Source organism: Devosia insulae DS-56 (genome assembly GCF_000970465.2).
GTDB classification, from domain to species: Bacteria; Pseudomonadota; Alphaproteobacteria; order Rhizobiales; family Devosiaceae; genus Devosia_A; species Devosia_A insulae.
In genome coordinates this window covers 1-14,357 of record NZ_LAJE02000408.1, presented here as the reverse complement: position 1 = coordinate 14,357, position 14,357 = coordinate 1, and the positions used below count along the sequence as shown (strand labels likewise).

The following is a 14,357-nucleotide window of genomic DNA, read 5'->3' as shown; positions in this document are numbered from 1 at the left end:
CAATCCCTCCCCTCAAGGGGGAGGGAGGGTGTCGCCCGATGAGCCACCACACACAAAAGGCCGGGCATTGCCCGGCCTCTCCATCTGAACCCAACCTGCGGTTTAGTTGTACGCCACCGCCTTAGCCTGGCGCACACCTGGCAACCCGGCGATTTCCTTGAGCTGTTCCGCCGTGACCTCGCCGTCGATCGACAGCAGCGCAATCGCGTCGCCGCCCACCTCGGCGCGGCCGAGGTTGAAGTTGGCGATGTTGATGCCGAGGTTGCCGAGGAGCGTGCCGAGCCGGCCGATATGGCCCGGCTTGTCCTCGTTGGTGACATAGAGCATCGAGGGGGTCAGTTCGGCATCCATGTTGATGCCCTTGACCTGGATGATGCGCGACTTGCCATTGGCAAAGATCGTACCGGCAATGCCGCGTTCCTGCCGCTCGGTGATCACGGTGAGGCGGATATAGCCTTCATAGGCCCCCTGCTGGTCACGGGTGATGATCTCGACATTGATGCCGCGATCCTTGGCGATCTGCGGGGCCGAGACCATGTTAACCTCGGCCACCTGCGGCTTCAGCACGCCATTCACCGCCGCGGCGGTCATCGGCTTGGTGTTGAGCGCCGCAACATTGCCCTCGTACTCGATGCGGATACCCTTGATCGAGGTCTCGGTCAGCTGGCCGGCGAACGAGCCGAGCGCCTCGGCGAGCTTCACCCACGGGGTCAGCCGCGGGGCTTCCTCGGCAGTGATCGAGGGGAAGTTCAGCGCATTGGTGATCTCGCCGGTGTTGAGATAGGCCGAGATCTGCTCGGCCACCTGCAGCGCCACGTTCTCCTGCGCTTCGGTGGTCGAAGCGCCGAGATGCGGGGTGGCGATAAAGTTGGCGAGTTCGAACAGCGGGTTGTTCTGCGCCGGCTCCTCGACGAACACGTCGAACGCCGCGCCCGCCACCTTCCCCGATTTCAGCGCCTCGTAGAGCGCCGCCTCATCGACCAGACCGCCACGGGCGCAGTTGATGATGCGCACGCCATCCTTCATCTTGGCGATAGCTTCGGCATTGATGATGTTGCGGGTCGCATCGATCAGCGGCGTGTGCAGCGTGATGAAATCAGCGCGCTTCAGCAGCTCGTCGAGTTCGACCTTTTCGACCCCGATGGCCTGGGCGCGCTCGGGCGTCAGGAACGGGTCGAACGCCACCACCTTCATCTTGAGGCCCTGCGCCCGGTCGGCAACGATCGAGCCGATATTGCCGGCGCCGATCAGGCCGAGCGTCTTGTTGGTGACCTCGACGCCCATGAAGCGGTTCTTTTCCCACTTCGACGCCTTGGTCGAAGCGTCGGCCTCGGGGATCTGCCGGGCCAGCGACAGCATCAGCGAAATGGCGTGCTCGGCGGTGGTGATCGAGTTGCCGAACGGGGTGTTCATCACGATGATGCCGGCCTTGGTGGCGGCCGGGATATCAACATTGTCGACGCCGATGCCGGCGCGGCCGATCACCTTCAAATTCTTGGCGGCGCCGAGGATCTTGTCGGTCACCTTGGTGGCCGAGCGGATGGCGAGGCCGTCATACTGGCCGATCACCTCGAACAGCTTGTCCTTGTCCTTGCCCAGATCGGGCAGGTAGTCGACGTCGATATTGTTGTCCTTGAAGATCTGGACCGCGGTCTTCGACAGCTTGTCCGAAACGAGAACCTTGGGCATGTGGGCAACCCTCCGGGTTGGCGAATAGCGAATAGCGAGTGGCGAATTGGGAAAGAGGCGAGCCGCGGTGGCGAGTAGCCCTATTGGCTACTCACTACTCGCTACTCGCTCGTGTCGCGGCTTCAGGCCGCGACCGAAAGCGCGGCCTTCTCGGCGGCGAAGGCGTAGTCGAGCCACGGAGTCAGCGCCGCAAGGTTGGCGGTGTCGACCGTCGAGCCGGCCCAGATGCGCAGCCCCGTCGGGGCATCGCGATAGCCGCCGATATCATAGGCGACGCCGGCCTTGTCGAGCCGCGAGACGATCGCCTTGGCGAAGGCTGCCTGGGCGTCGTCGGAAAGCGCGGTGATCTCGGGGTCCTTGATCACGAGGCAGATCGAGGTGTTCGAGCGCTCGGCCTCGTTCTTGGCGAGGAACGCCGCCCAGTCGGACTTGGCGACCCAATCGGCCAGCACCTTGGCGTTGGCATCGGCACGCGCCTGCATGCCCTTCAGCCCGCCGACGGTCTTGCCCCATTCCATCGCATCCACCGCGTCTTCGATGCACAGCATCGACACGGTGTTGATGGTGGCACCCTCGAAGATATCGGCCATGAGCTTACCGCCCTTGGTCATGCGGAAGATCTTGGGCAGCGGCCACGCCGGCTTGTAGGTCTCGAGCCGTTCGACGGCGCGGGGGCTGAGGATCAGCACGCCATGCGCCGCTTCACCACCCAGCGCCTTCTGCCAGGAGAAGGTGATGACATCGAGCTTTGTGAAATCGAGGTTCTGCGCAAACGCGGCCGAGGTCGCGTCGCAGATGGTGAGGCCCTTGCGATCACCAGGGATCCAGTCGGCGTTCGGCACCCGCACGCCCGAAGTGGTGCCGTTCCAGGTGAACACCACGTCGTTGTCGAAATTGACGGTTTTCAGGTCCGGCAGCTCGCCATAGGGGGCGGTCAGCGTGCGGACATTCTGCAGCTTCAGCTGCTTCTGCACGTCGGTGACCCAGCCCTCGCCGAACGATTCCCAGGCCAGCATGTCGACGCCGCGGGCGCCGAGCATCGACCACAGCGCCATCTCGACGGCGCCGGTGTCGGAAGCGGGGACGATGCCGATCAGGTAGTCGGCCGGGACCTCGAGCAGCTCACGCGTCAGCGCAATGGCCTTCTCGATGCGCTGCTTGGCCGGCTTGGCGCGGTGCGAACGGCCAACCAGCGCGTCGGCGAGCACATCCACCGTCCAGCCAGGACGTTTGGCGCAGGGACCCGACGAGAAATTGGGGTTAGCCGGTTTCACTGCCGGCGCAGTCAGGGGCATATCAGCCATGGCGACCCTCCCAGGTCGAAAGCCTCACGTTAGGGTGAGGTGTCCTGAGACGGGCAGATACTCCTCATCACGGGAGCGCGTCAAGCGTCCCGATCATCGTCAGGCTAGGACATTGGTAGGCCTGCTCACGGAGGTCGCGCACATCCGGGCACGACCCACTGCATCCCGGCAGCGCCGGGGCCGAGTTTGCCCGGCGTTGGTGTCATCAGGGCGATGTGCCGCGCGAACGCTGCACCCAGGCAATAGCGAGCGAGCGGGCTTGCTCGATTTCGGCCGGGGTCATTCTCGCGGTCAGGGTATCGATATCCTTCACCGCGATCGGCAGGCCATACTGCGCCGCGAGACTGGTCCACATATAGGCCATGACGTCGTCCTGGGCGACGCCATAGCCGTTCCGGTACATCGCGCCCAACCCGTACTGCCCGTAGACGTCGCCCTGGTTGGCCGCCAGCGAGTACCAGAACACCGCCTGCTGGTCGTCCTGCGGCAAGCCCTGGCCGTGGTCGTACAGCATCCCCAGGTTGGCCTGTGCCGGGGCATGGCCCTGTTCGGCGGCGAGCTTGAACCACTTGGCCGCCTCAACATCATCGGGGGCAACGCCGCGCCCGGTGTGGTAGGAGATGCCGACGTTGAACTGCGCCGGCGCATAGCCCTGCCCCGCGGCCAGCTCGAACAGCCGCACCGCCTCGGCCTCGTCGCGGGTGACACCGTGCCCCTCGAAGTACATGCGCGCGAGGTTGAACTGCGCCGCGGCATAGCCCTGGTCTGCGGCCTGACGGACCCATTTCAGGGCCTCGGTGAAATCCTGCGCGACGCCGCTGCCGCTGAGGTGCAACAGCCCGAGCGCCAGTTGGGCATAGGCATCACCCTGCTCGGCGGCGAGACGGAACCATCGAGCCGCCTCGGAAAGGTCCTGCGGCACACCCTCGCCGCCGTCCTTGAGGATTGCGCCGAGGTTGTAGCGCGCATCGGCGCGGCCCTGCTCCGCCGCCAGCCGATACCATTTGACGGCTTCGGCCGGGTTTCTGGCGACCCCGAGACCGGCGTCGTGGAGGTAGCCTAGATTGTGCTGCGCTTCGGCATCGCCCTTGGCCGCGGCGAGGCCGAGCCAGCGCATTGCTTCGGCCGCGTCCTGGGCGACACCCTTGCCGGTCGCATACATGAACCCGACCGTCGTCTGCGCCCGCACGCTGCCCGCCGCCGCGGCGGGCTTCAGCTCACGCAGTGCCGCTTCGAACTCGCCGCGTTGGTAGGCCAGCATCCCCTCTGCCTCGCCGGCCACGGCTCCGCCCACCAGGATGACCAGCAGAAGGATCGCCGTGGCGAGACGTTCGGCGAGAGCCATGCCCGCCCCCTCAGTCGCGCGGCGAGAACGGGCTGGCAGCCTTGTCGCGCTCCAGCACGTAGAAGCCGCCTGCCGCGAGGTCGGGCCATTCGCTGCGGGTTCCATCCGGCCAGACCACCGCGACGCTTGCCGTCGTCGCGTCACCGAGGCCGAAATGCACCCAACCGAGCTGCCCGCCGGCATGGCCGCCGCCCACCGTCAGCTCCCGGCGCATGGTGGCGTCGCCACGCTTCACCTCGATCCAGCTGCCGATCGCATCCTCGTTGGGCGCCGCCTGCCGCAGTTCAACTTCGATCCAGTTGCCGCCCCCCTCTGCCCCGGTGTTGCGCCAGACCTGCGCGCCGGTGCGACGGTTGACCACCACCAGGTCGAGCAGTCCGTCGAGGTTGAAATCCACCAAGGCCGCACCGCGGGAGTTGCCGTTATTGGCAATCCCCGCCTTGTCGCCGGCCTCGACGAACTTGCCGTCGGCGTCCTGCAGCAGCAGATTATTCGGGTCGTGCACGGCGAAATCGGGCATCTGGTCGACATTGCCCTTGGCGACGAACAGATCGGCCAGGCCATCGTTGTTGACGTCGTCGAACTGCGCGTGCCAGGCCGTGCTGGGCCTGAGGTCGTCGCCGGTATAGGGACGGTGCGCTGTCACGCCCCTCGCATAGGCGACATCCTTGTAATCGGGCTTCGGCCCCGGCGCGGTCAGGGTCTGCAGCTTGTTGTCGGCCATGCTGGTGAGGAAATATTCGGGGTAGCCATCGCTATCGAGATCGTAGCTGGCAATGCCCATGCCCCAGATGCGCAGCACCTTCCAGCCATCGGCGGGGGTCAGGAGTTGTGGGGCCACACCGGGCAGCACGCGCCACATCTGTTCCTGGCCGCCCTCGTAATACTCGCGGTCATTGGAAACGCGCAGGCTCGGCGTCCCGGATTTGTCCCAGTCGGTGAACAGCATCGACAACGCGCAGAAGCTCGGCTTCAGCGGCAACGGCGCCGCGAACTTGCCGGCCTCGCCCGGCCGGTGCAGCCAGTTGTCGGTGCACGATCCCCAGGGCGACAGATCCTCGTTGCGGTCAATATAATTGCCCACCGCGATCGTCGGCCAGATCGATCCGCGCTCGAACGTCAGCGCCGCCGATGCGGTCCACGCGTCGCCGCCGTCAAAGCCCCAGGCCTCGTTGGCGCGCTCGAATTTGCAGGCGCCCAGCCCGCGCATCACCAGGTTCTCGCCCACCCGCAGCACCAGCAGGTCGGTGACGCCGTCACTGTCGACATCGGCCGGATAGAGCCCGCCGACGCTGTCGAGCTCGAGCCCGCTCTCTGCTGGGGCAAATGTCAGGCTGCCGCCCTGCTTGCTGGTGTTGACGTAGAGCTGTGCCTTGGACTCGCCACCCGGCAACACGATGTCGGCATAGCTGTCGCCGTTGCAGTCGAAAGCCGCGACCCCGCCTCCGACGATGTAGAACCAGTCGCCATCATAGCTGGTGGTGATGCCCGAAGCGGCCGTCTCGTCGACGAACCTGGGCGCCGCGGGCGTCTGCGCCGACGCCGGTTGAACAAGGCCGAGGCCGGCAAGCAGCAGGGCGGCAGCGAAACTGTGCGGGGTGCGCATGATCCTACTTCCTCGTCTTGAGCGCGATGGTGTAGGCGGCAATGCATCGGCCCTGCACCAGCCCGTCCTCGATGGCCGAACGGAAATGGATCCCGCCATAGAGCCGCGAGATGCCGGCCTCCTCGGCGGCCTCACGGAAACTGGCGTATTTGCGCGGGTTCCTGCCGTCCGGTGAGCCGGTTTGATCCTCGAAGGCGTAGTTCTCGCCGAAAAACGCGGTCATCACCGCGTCCATGGCGCCCGACACGGTGCTGTGCCCGCTGGGATACTCGGGAAATGGCGGGGTGTTGAGGATCGGCTCCCATTTCGGATCGATCACCTTCTTGATGTAGGTGATCGGCCGCACCAGGTCGTAGACGAATTTCGCGTGCCAGCAGCCGACGAACGCATCGGACATGGCAATCCCCATGCGAGCCAACAGGTCGACATTCTCATCGAGCGGCAGGTCGGCACGCTCGGCAACCTGCAGCGCGATCGACACCCAGTGCCCCGGCGGAGTCATCGACAGCATCGGGTCATCGGACCAGAAACGGGCGATCGCCGCCTGCTCCGGGGTGGCGTTCTTCACCGTCTCATAGACTTCGGCGGCCTCCTTGTAGAAGTCCGAGCCGGGCTCGATGCTGAAGGCCGGGTTGCCCGCCGTCGGGCAGGCAGCGCCATCGGGCGTCGCAAAGGTCCGGTTGTTGCCCCACTCCGGCAGCAGCGGCAGCTGCTGCTGGCGGACGAGGCTGGTCGGGACCCATTTGTCGTCGCCCTTGGGCAGTTCGAACTCGTAGGGAAAGCCCATGTTGAGCACGGTGGCGCCGCCATCGCCCTGCGACCAGGCAAAGATCGCCGCAGCCATCGCCTTGCCGAAGGCCTCGCTGCGCACCACCACGTCCTCGGGCACGCCCTCAACCGCCAATGCCCGCCATTTGCTCTGCGCCCGGTTGATGACGCGCTGGCCGGTCGGCCCGGTATTGCCGAAGTAGAACACGATGGCATCGGACATGGCGGCGCTGATCACCACCGTTTCGTCGTAGCTGACCCCGGCTTCACGCTCCGGCACCTGTTCGAGCCCGCGCAGTTGACCGGCCAATGACACCAGCCTGTCCGACCCGCCCACTGCCGCCTCGAAGGCGGTAATCCCCAGATAGGCGAACGAGCGGCTGGCCACCGGCGGCGAATAGGTCGCCGTGTGCCGGACCAGCTCGTTCATCAGATAGTACCAATCCCTGAGCATGGCGCCCGGCGCCGGTCGCGCTTCGGCGAGCGCCCCGAGACTCGTCGCACACCACAACAGCACCGCCGCGCCGAGCGCAGCAAGCCGGTAACCTCGCATCTTTCCCCCAAAAGTTCCGGGCTGGCGTGTTAGCCGCCGAGCCGTCCTCCTGCGGGGTCTACTTCAACTGGCAAAGCGACGGTTGGTCAATGCCTCAGCCAAAAGTCGGGATTGACGGAAATCTACTTAAATAAGCGCGACCACTGGTATGCAGATTGACTTGGCCGTGAGCCTGATGCAGCAATCAGGTGCGTACCTCACAGGCAAATCGACACATAAGCTGCGGAACGACGGCGTGGTTTGTCTGATCAGTGGACGCGCGTGCCAGAGGTTCCGCACGGAGTCTGGGAGGGCTCTGCAATGAAATTCAAGATCCTAACGCTGCTTGCCGGCGCTGTGCTGATCAGCGCCAGTTCAACCGCGGTCATGGCCGCGGGCAAGACGATTGCCGTTTCCTGGAAGACCTTCCAGGAAGAGCGCTGGAAGACCGACGAAGCCGCGATCAAGAAGGTGGTCGAGGCGGCCGGCGACACCTACCTGTCGACTGATGCGCAGGGCTCGGCACAGAAGCAGGCCGCCGATATCGAAAGCCTGATCTCGCAGAAGCCGGACGTGATCCTCGTGGTCGCCTACGACTCCGACGCCATCCTGCCCTCGATCCAGAAGATCAGCGACGCCGGCATCAAGTCGATTGCCTATGACGTGCAGTTCGAGGATCCGAACGCGCTCTACATCACCTTCGACAATGTCGGCGTGGGCCGCATCATGGCCGAGGAAACCCTGAAGGTGAAACCGGAGGGCCGCTACGCCTTCATCAAGGGCGACAAGGGCGACCCGAACGCCACCTTCCTGTTCCAGGGCATGCAGGAAGTTCTCAAGGATGCTCTTGCCAGCGGCAAGGTGACCAATGTCTGCGAGACCTTCACCGATGGCTGGAAGCCGGACAATGCCCAGAAGAACATGGAGCAGTGCCTGACCTCCACCAATAATGGTGTCGATGCCGTGCTGTCCGAGAACGACGGCATGGCCTCGGGTGTTGTCGCGGCCCTCGATGCCCAGGGCATGGCGGGTTCGGTTCCGGTCACCGGTCAGGACGGCGACCTTGCCGCCATCAACCGCGTGGCGCTCGGCACCCAGCTGGTCTCGATCTGGAAGAACTCGATCGACCTCGGCACCACCGCAGCCAATGCGGCGATCGCCCTGGCCGACGGTACCGACCCGACGGCCATTCCTGGTGTCGCCAAGTTCAGCGGCGGCAAGAACGGCGTCGAGATGAATGCCATCCTGCTCGCGCCGACCCCGATCACCAAGGACAATATCCAGGTGGCGATCGATGCCGGTCATATCACCAAGGAACAGGCCTGCGCCGGCGTGGCCGCCGGTACAGTTACGGCCTGCAACTGACCGGCCCGGCCTGATGCTACCGGCCGCGTCGCCTCACCGGGTGGCGCGGCCTTCTGTTTCGACGCCGGCTGTGACGGCGCTCGGCGTTGACATAGGCGGGGCCCGGCCTCGCCGGACGGCGGCCATAGCGATCGGCCGGAGGGTGGGGCATGACTGAACAATCAAACACCGGTGGTCCTGCAGCCAGCAACGAGGGTCTGCTGACGCGGCTGATCCGCGCCGCCGAGATCGATACCCGCATGCTCGGCATGCTGGCCGCCATGCTGGTAATCTGGGTGGGCTTCGACATCATCAGCTCGATCCTCAGGCCCGGCGGCGGTGGCCTGTTCGGCGGCTCCTTCCTCACCTCGCGCAATCTCTGGATCCTCCTGGTGCAGACCTCGGTGATCGCGGTGATGACCACCGGCATGGTGCTGGTCATCGTCTTGCGCCAGATCGACCTGTCGGTCGGCTCGATGCTCAGCATCGTGGCGGTGGCGACCGGCGTACTGCAGGTGTTCGAACTGGGGCCCATGCTCGGCGTCGGCCACCCCGCGATCTGGATCATCGCCGTGCTCTTCGCCATCGTGCTCGGCGCCGCCATCGGCGCCTTCAACGGCGTACTCATCGCCTATGGCCAGATCCCGAGCTTCATCGTCACGCTCGGCGGGCTGATCGCCTTCAGCGGCGCCGCCTTCCTCATTGCCAGCGGCGTCACCGTGGCGCCGATGGACAAGACCTTCAAGCTGATCGGCGGCAACGGTCCGGCGGCCTCGATCGGCCCGGTCTGGAGCTGGGCGCTGGCCGCCGTCGCCTGTATCGGCATCGGCCTCGCGGTGGTCGCCGGCCGGCGCCGCCGGCTGACCTTCAACTTCAAGCCCAAGCCGGTATGGGCCGAAATCCTCAGCGTGGTCGTCGGCTGCGCTGCGGTACTCGGCACCACCGCCGTGGTCAATTCCTACCTGTACCCGCCGCGCGTCGCCGAGCGCTTTGCGCTCGACAACAAGATCCCCATTCCACCCGGCGTCGAGAACAAGGCCGGGCAGGCCATCTGCCAGGCCGCTGACAAGGTGGTCTCATGCCTTGACGGCCTGACCTTCCAGACCGGCTACCCGATCCCGGTGCTGATCATGCTGGCGGTGGGGCTGGTGATGACCTTCGTCGCTCGCCGCACCCGCTTCGGTCGCTATGTCTTCGCCACCGGCGGCAACCCCGAGGCAGCCGAACTGGCCGGCGTCAACACCAAGCGGCTGACCGTCATGGTGTTCACCCTGATGGGGGCGCTGGTCGGCATTTCGGCGATCATCGCCTCGGCCCGCCTCGACGCTGCAACCACGGCGCTCGGCACCCTCAACGAACTCTATGTGATCGCCGCAGCGGTAATCGGCGGCACCTCGCTGGCCGGCGGCATCGGCACCATCTTCGGCGCCATCCTCGGCGCCCTCCTGATGCAATCGCTGCAATCGGGCATGGCGCTGCTCAACGTCGATTCCGCCTATACCAATATCGTGGTCGGGGTCGTGCTGGTGTTCGCCGTATTCGTCGATCAGATCTATCGCCGACGCGTGAAGTGAGGAGGCAAACATGAGCACCGAGACCATTGCCGCCGACTCCGCCTCGCAGGCTGCGCCGCTGGTCGAGATGAACGATATCTCGATCGCTTTCGGCGGCATCAGGGCCGTCGACCACGCCTCCATCGACCTCTATCCGGGCGAGGTGGTGGGCCTGCTCGGTCACAACGGCGCCGGCAAATCAACGCTGATCAAGGTACTGTCCGGCGCCTACAAGCGCGACTCGGGCACCATCCGCATCGACGGCAGGGACGCCGAGATCTCCAATCCGCGCGACGCCAAGGCGTTCGGCATCGAGACGATCTACCAGACCCTGGCGCTGGCCGATAATGTCGATGCCGCCGCCAACCTCTATCTCGGGCGCGAGCTGCGCACGCGTTGGGGCACGCTCGACGACATCGCCATGGAGGCCGAGTGCCGCAAGGTGATGGGTCGGCTGAACCCCAACTTCCGCCGTTTCAAGGAGCCGGTAAAGTCGCTCTCCGGCGGCCAGCGGCAGTCGGTCGCCATCGCCCGGGCGATCCACTTCAATGCCCGCATCCTGATCATGGACGAGCCCACCGCGGCGCTCGGCCCCCAGGAAACCGCGCAGGTCGGCGAGCTGATCAAGCAGCTCAAGGCCCAGGGCATCGGCATCTTCCTGATCAGCCACGACATCCACGACGTGTTCGACCTCGCCGACCGCGTCACGGTGATGAAGAACGGCCGCGTCGTCGGCACAGCGCGCGTCGGCGACGTGACCAAGGACGAGGTGCTGGGCATGATTATCCTCGGCAAGTGTCCGCCCGGCGCCATCCCCGGACCGGGCGCCATCAAGAGCTGAACCGATGCCGGCTGAAGCGCCGCGAACCGGCGCCGCGCACGTGCCGCTTCCCATGGCGTGAATATGGGTCTTTGACCGCCATCCCCCAACGAAATTTCGCCCGACCAGCCGGTAGTCATCCCTCGGCCGATCAATTATCTATAAAATCATGACGACAACCAAAGACGATCCCGTTTCCGTCCGCATCAGCCGCGCCCTGGCCGAACGGATCATTGCCGGCGACATTCAGCCCGGCGCCCGCCTGCGGCAGGACCACATCGCCGAGGCGTTCGGCGCCAGCCACGTGCCGGTGCGCGAGGCGTTCCGGCTGCTCGAGGCGCAGGGGCTGGTGGTGAGCGAACCGCGCCGCGGCGTGCGGGTCGCCGGTTTCAGCCTCGACGAGGTGCGGGAAGTCGCCGAGATGCGCGCCGCGCTTGAAGTGCTGGCACTGCGCCAGGCCGGCCCGCATCTGACCAAGGCCATCCTCGACGAGGCCGAAGCCATCAGCAAGGCCGGCGACAAGGCCAGCGACGTGCAGGCCTGGGAGGAGGCGAACCGGGCCTTCCACCGGCTGATCATCACCCCGTGCGGCATGCCGCGGCTGCTCCGGACCATCGACGACCTGCACAGCGCCAGCGCCCGTTTCCTGTTCTCCGGCTGGCGCGCCGAATGGGAGGCACCGACCGATCGCGACCATATGGCGATCCTTGCCGCCTTGCGCGACGGCGAGATCGAAACCGCCGCGGCGGTGCTGGCGCGCCACGTCCGCTGGAGCGGCCAGGACCCCCGCAAACCGGCGTCGCGCAAGGCTTTCACCACGACCAGACCTTAGCCCACTTGCAATTCCAGCGCAGCTGTGGACTCCTTTAGCGATAGATAGGCGGAATTATCTATAATTCACGAGAAGGAGCCCTCCGTGTCCAATGCCGCTTCCCTGACGCCAGCCTTCAGCCCGCTCGACCTCGATAGCCGTCCGCTTGCCTGGCGGGTTGGGGCGGTCGTGCTCGGCACCCTGTTCCTTGCGCTCTCGTCCTATGTCGAAGTGCCGATGGTGCCGGTGCCGGTGACCATGCAGACTTTCGCCGTGATGCTGGTCGGCGCGCTTTACGGCTGGCGGCTCGGCGCCCTCACCATCATTGCCTGGCTCGCCGAGGCCGCCGTCGGGCTGCCGGTCCTGTCGGGCGGCGCGGCCGGCGCCCATCACTTCGTCGGCCCGACCGCCGGGTACCTCTTCGCCTTCCCGGTGGCGGGTGCGCTTGTCGGCTGGCTGGCCGAGCGCGGCTGGAACGGCCGCAAGCCAGTGCTGGCCTTCGTCAGCATGCTGCTTGGCAACGCCCTCTGCCTCGCCATCGGCGGCGCCTGGCTCGCCGTGCTGTTCGGCGCCGATGTCGCCTGGACCAGCGGTGTTGCCCCGTTCATCGTCGGCGGCGTGCTGAAGTCTGTCCTCGGCGCGGCGCTGCTGGCGCTGCTCGTCCGCGGCAAGCCCCGCGCCGCCTGATGACCATAAGGCTGCGCCCGCACCACCTGCTCTGCGTCCTCACCTACGTGGGCAAGGGCTACAGCGCGGCCTTCACCGCCAACTACGACGCCATCGCCGCCCGTATCGGCGATGGCGAAGACCTGCTGATCGTCGCCGGGCCGGACGACATCTGCACCCCGCTGCTGCATGACGCCGACCCGCATTGCCACCGCGACAGCGTCATCGAACGCGACCGGTTGGCTCTACGCGATCTGGGGGAACTGCTGCCGACCCCGCCACGGGTCGGCGACACCGTGGTGCTGGATCCAGCCGTCCTCAAACAGATGCGCGAAGCCTTCACCACTGGCCGCACCCGCGCTGCATGCGTGGGGTGCGAGTGGCACGGGCTGTGCACCAGCATCTCGGCACGTGGGTATGCGGGGGTAGTTATTCCATCCGCCTGACCCAGCCGGACGCCGGCGCGGGCTGACCCCCACCCTTGATCCCTCACCCTGAACAAGGGGAGGGAGACGCAGACTGTGATGCCGGTGTGAGGGTCTCCCTCCCCATGTTTAGGGGGAGGGGACAGGGGTGGGGGTCAGCAACCACCGGCGCAGCAGATGCCAGCCGGACCCAGCCTTCGTCCTTTTTGCCGACTGCGAGCCCCTACCGCGCCGTCCACCCCCCATCGATCGCGATCGTCGTCCCCGTAATCGAGCGCGCTGCATCACTCGCCAGATACGCCGCCAGGCCCGCGACCTCTTCGGCCTCGACGAAGCGTCGCGTCGGTTGCGAGGCCAGCATGACATCGCGGATCACTGCGTCGCGGCTGAGGCCGTGCACCTGCATCTGATCCTCGATCTGCTTTTCGACCAGCGGGGTCCGGACATAGCCGGGGCAGATGGCATTGGCGGTGACGCCGGCTTCCGCCACTTCCAGCGCCACGCTCTTGGTCAGCCCGACGAGCCCGTGCTTGGCGGCGACGTAGGCGGATTTGAATGGCGAGGCGACCAGCCCGTGTGCCGAGGCAATGTTGATGATGCGGCCCCAGCCGCGCGATACCATGCCGGGCACTGCCGCCTTGATGCACTCGAACGCGGCATCGAGGCTGAGGCTGCGCACCAGGTCCCAATCGGCGCGGGCGAACTCGGCGATGGGGGAGACCTTCTGCGCGCCGGCATTGTTGACCAGCACATCGAGCCGGCCGAAGCGGGCGATGACCTCGGCAACCAGCTGCTCCCCTGCCCCCACCTCTGTGAGGTCGGCGCGGAAATAGTCGTCGGCCACGCGCTCGACCACGTCGTGCTGGGCGACGCGGAACCCGTCGGCGGTGAGTCGGGCCGCGATGGCCGAGCCGATGCCGCCCAACGCGCCGGTCACCAGTGCCGTCTTCTGTTCGGCCATCAGCCTTCCCTTTCGTTGAACCACGCCATCAGTTCGGCGCCGTTGCGCACCCCGATGCTCTTCATCAGCCGGGCGCGATGCGCCTCGACCGTCCGTCTCGACAACTTGAGTTCGGCGGCGATTTCGCCGCTGGTGCGGCCCTGCGCCACCAGCATCAGGATCTGGCGCTGCCGGCCGGTCAGCACATGCTCGGTCGGCAGGATGCCGCGCTGCATCGGCTCGAAGCAGTAGATCGCCTCGGCGAACGGGTCGTCCGGCGTGTTGGAGCGGCCATGCACCCGGCACCACAGCGTGCTGCCGTCCTTGCGCCGCATCACCCGCTCGTCGAAGTAGATAGCGCCCGCCGCGAGATGGCTGCGCCACAGCTCGCCTACGCGGACGAAGTCGCCGACATCCTGGTAGAGCTGGCGGAAACTCGCGCCGAGCATCTCGCCGCGCTCATAGCCGAACCGCGCCGCGAACCGCGCGCTGCAATCCCTGATGATGCCATGGGCGGCGAACACGATCGCCACCCGGATATCGCTCACGCACAG

General features: G+C 66.1%; 13 protein-coding genes. 6 read left to right on the top strand and 7 right to left on the bottom strand.

What is annotated here, in order from left to right:
* Positions 1-102 precede the first annotated feature (102 nt).
* The 5 genes from serA to VW23_RS27935 all read right to left on the bottom strand — a co-directional run bounded on the left by serA (position 103) and on the right by VW23_RS27935 (position 7,265).
* Complete coding sequence (serA, locus tag VW23_RS27955) at positions 103-1,689, bottom strand: phosphoglycerate dehydrogenase (RefSeq protein ID WP_069912748.1); 1,587 nt, start codon at positions 1,687-1,689, stop codon at positions 103-105.
* A gap of 122 nt (positions 1,690-1,811) precedes the next feature.
* Positions 1,812-2,984 carry a phosphoserine transaminase gene (locus VW23_RS27950; protein ID WP_069912749.1) on the bottom strand — a complete coding sequence of 391 codons (1,173 nt, stop codon included), beginning with the start codon at positions 2,982-2,984 and terminating at the stop codon, positions 1,812-1,814.
* Positions 2,985-3,198: 214 nt separating this feature from the next.
* Positions 3,199-4,338, bottom strand: a complete 1,140-nt coding sequence (locus VW23_RS27945; protein ID WP_069912747.1) for an SEL1-like repeat protein — start codon at positions 4,336-4,338, stop codon at positions 3,199-3,201.
* Between the two features lie 10 nt (positions 4,339-4,348).
* Complete coding sequence (locus VW23_RS27940) at positions 4,349-5,944, bottom strand: CRTAC1 family protein (RefSeq protein ID WP_069912746.1); 1,596 nt, start codon at positions 5,942-5,944, stop codon at positions 4,349-4,351.
* 4 nt (positions 5,945-5,948) lie between these two features.
* Positions 5,949-7,265, bottom strand: coding sequence for a vanadium-dependent haloperoxidase (locus VW23_RS27935; protein WP_069912745.1), 1,317 nt, complete (start codon positions 7,263-7,265; stop codon positions 5,949-5,951).
* A gap of 300 nt (positions 7,266-7,565) precedes the next feature.
* Here VW23_RS27935 and VW23_RS27930 point away from each other — a divergent pair, with 300 nt between their 5' ends.
* The 6 genes from VW23_RS27930 (at position 7,566) to VW23_RS27905 (ending at position 12,884) form a co-directional block, all read left to right on the top strand.
* Entirely contained in the window at positions 7,566-8,609 is a 1,044-nt protein-coding gene (locus tag VW23_RS27930; protein ID WP_069912744.1) for a substrate-binding domain-containing protein, read from the top strand.
* Between the two features lie 149 nt (positions 8,610-8,758).
* Entirely contained in the window at positions 8,759-10,162 is a 1,404-nt protein-coding gene (locus tag VW23_RS27925; RefSeq protein ID WP_069912743.1) for a sugar ABC transporter permease, read from the top strand.
* 10 nt (positions 10,163-10,172) lie between these two features.
* Positions 10,173-10,982 (top strand): ATP-binding cassette domain-containing protein, encoded by an 810-nt coding sequence (locus tag VW23_RS27920; RefSeq protein WP_069912742.1) that lies wholly within the window; start codon positions 10,173-10,175, stop codon positions 10,980-10,982.
* Between the two features lie 148 nt (positions 10,983-11,130).
* Positions 11,131-11,793 (top strand): GntR family transcriptional regulator, encoded by a 663-nt coding sequence (locus VW23_RS27915; protein ID WP_069912741.1) that lies wholly within the window; start codon positions 11,131-11,133, stop codon positions 11,791-11,793.
* Between the two features lie 84 nt (positions 11,794-11,877).
* Positions 11,878-12,459: a biotin transporter BioY gene (locus tag VW23_RS27910; protein WP_069912740.1), complete on the top strand. Its 582-nt coding sequence runs from the start codon at positions 11,878-11,880 to the stop codon at positions 12,457-12,459.
* Entirely contained in the window at positions 12,459-12,884 is a 426-nt protein-coding gene (locus VW23_RS27905) for a DUF1284 domain-containing protein (RefSeq protein ID WP_069912739.1), read from the top strand. Before VW23_RS27910 ends, VW23_RS27905 begins: the two co-directional genes overlap by 1 nt.
* Positions 12,885-13,086: 202 nt before the next feature.
* On the opposite strand, the gene VW23_RS27900 is transcribed toward VW23_RS27905, so the two are convergent.
* Entirely contained in the window at positions 13,087-13,824 is a 738-nt protein-coding gene (locus VW23_RS27900; RefSeq protein WP_069912738.1) for a 3-hydroxybutyrate dehydrogenase, read from the bottom strand.
* A partial coding sequence (locus tag VW23_RS27895) for a helix-turn-helix transcriptional regulator (protein WP_342029944.1) occupies positions 13,824-14,357 on the bottom strand: 534 nt, incomplete at its 5' end. The genes VW23_RS27900 and VW23_RS27895, both read right to left, overlap by 1 nt.

What these genes read in the sequence shown, in the direction of transcription:
- serA (WP_069912748.1), bottom strand. Translation starts at nt 1,689, where the DNA reads ATGCCCAAGGTTCTCGTTTCGGACAAGCTGTCGAAGACCGCGGTCCAG.
- VW23_RS27950 (WP_069912749.1), bottom strand. Translation starts at nt 2,984, where the DNA reads ATGCCCCTGACTGCGCCGGCAGTGAAACCGGCTAACCCCAATTTCTCG.
- VW23_RS27945 (WP_069912747.1), bottom strand. Translation starts at nt 4,338, where the DNA reads ATGGCTCTCGCCGAACGTCTCGCCACGGCGATCCTTCTGCTGGTCATC.
- VW23_RS27940 (WP_069912746.1), bottom strand. Translation starts at nt 5,944, where the DNA reads ATGCGCACCCCGCACAGTTTCGCTGCCGCCCTGCTGCTTGCCGGCCTC.
- VW23_RS27935 (WP_069912745.1), bottom strand. Translation starts at nt 7,265, where the DNA reads ATGCGAGGTTACCGGCTTGCTGCGCTCGGCGCGGCGGTGCTGTTGTGG.
- VW23_RS27930 (WP_069912744.1), top strand. Translation starts at nt 7,566, where the DNA reads ATGAAATTCAAGATCCTAACGCTGCTTGCCGGCGCTGTGCTGATCAGC.
- VW23_RS27925 (WP_069912743.1), top strand. Translation starts at nt 8,759, where the DNA reads ATGACTGAACAATCAAACACCGGTGGTCCTGCAGCCAGCAACGAGGGT.
- VW23_RS27920 (WP_069912742.1), top strand. Translation starts at nt 10,173, where the DNA reads ATGAGCACCGAGACCATTGCCGCCGACTCCGCCTCGCAGGCTGCGCCG.
- VW23_RS27915 (WP_069912741.1), top strand. Translation starts at nt 11,131, where the DNA reads ATGACGACAACCAAAGACGATCCCGTTTCCGTCCGCATCAGCCGCGCC.
- VW23_RS27905 (WP_069912739.1), top strand. Translation starts at nt 12,459, where the DNA reads ATGACCATAAGGCTGCGCCCGCACCACCTGCTCTGCGTCCTCACCTAC.
- VW23_RS27900 (WP_069912738.1), bottom strand. Translation starts at nt 13,824, where the DNA reads ATGGCCGAACAGAAGACGGCACTGGTGACCGGCGCGTTGGGCGGCATC.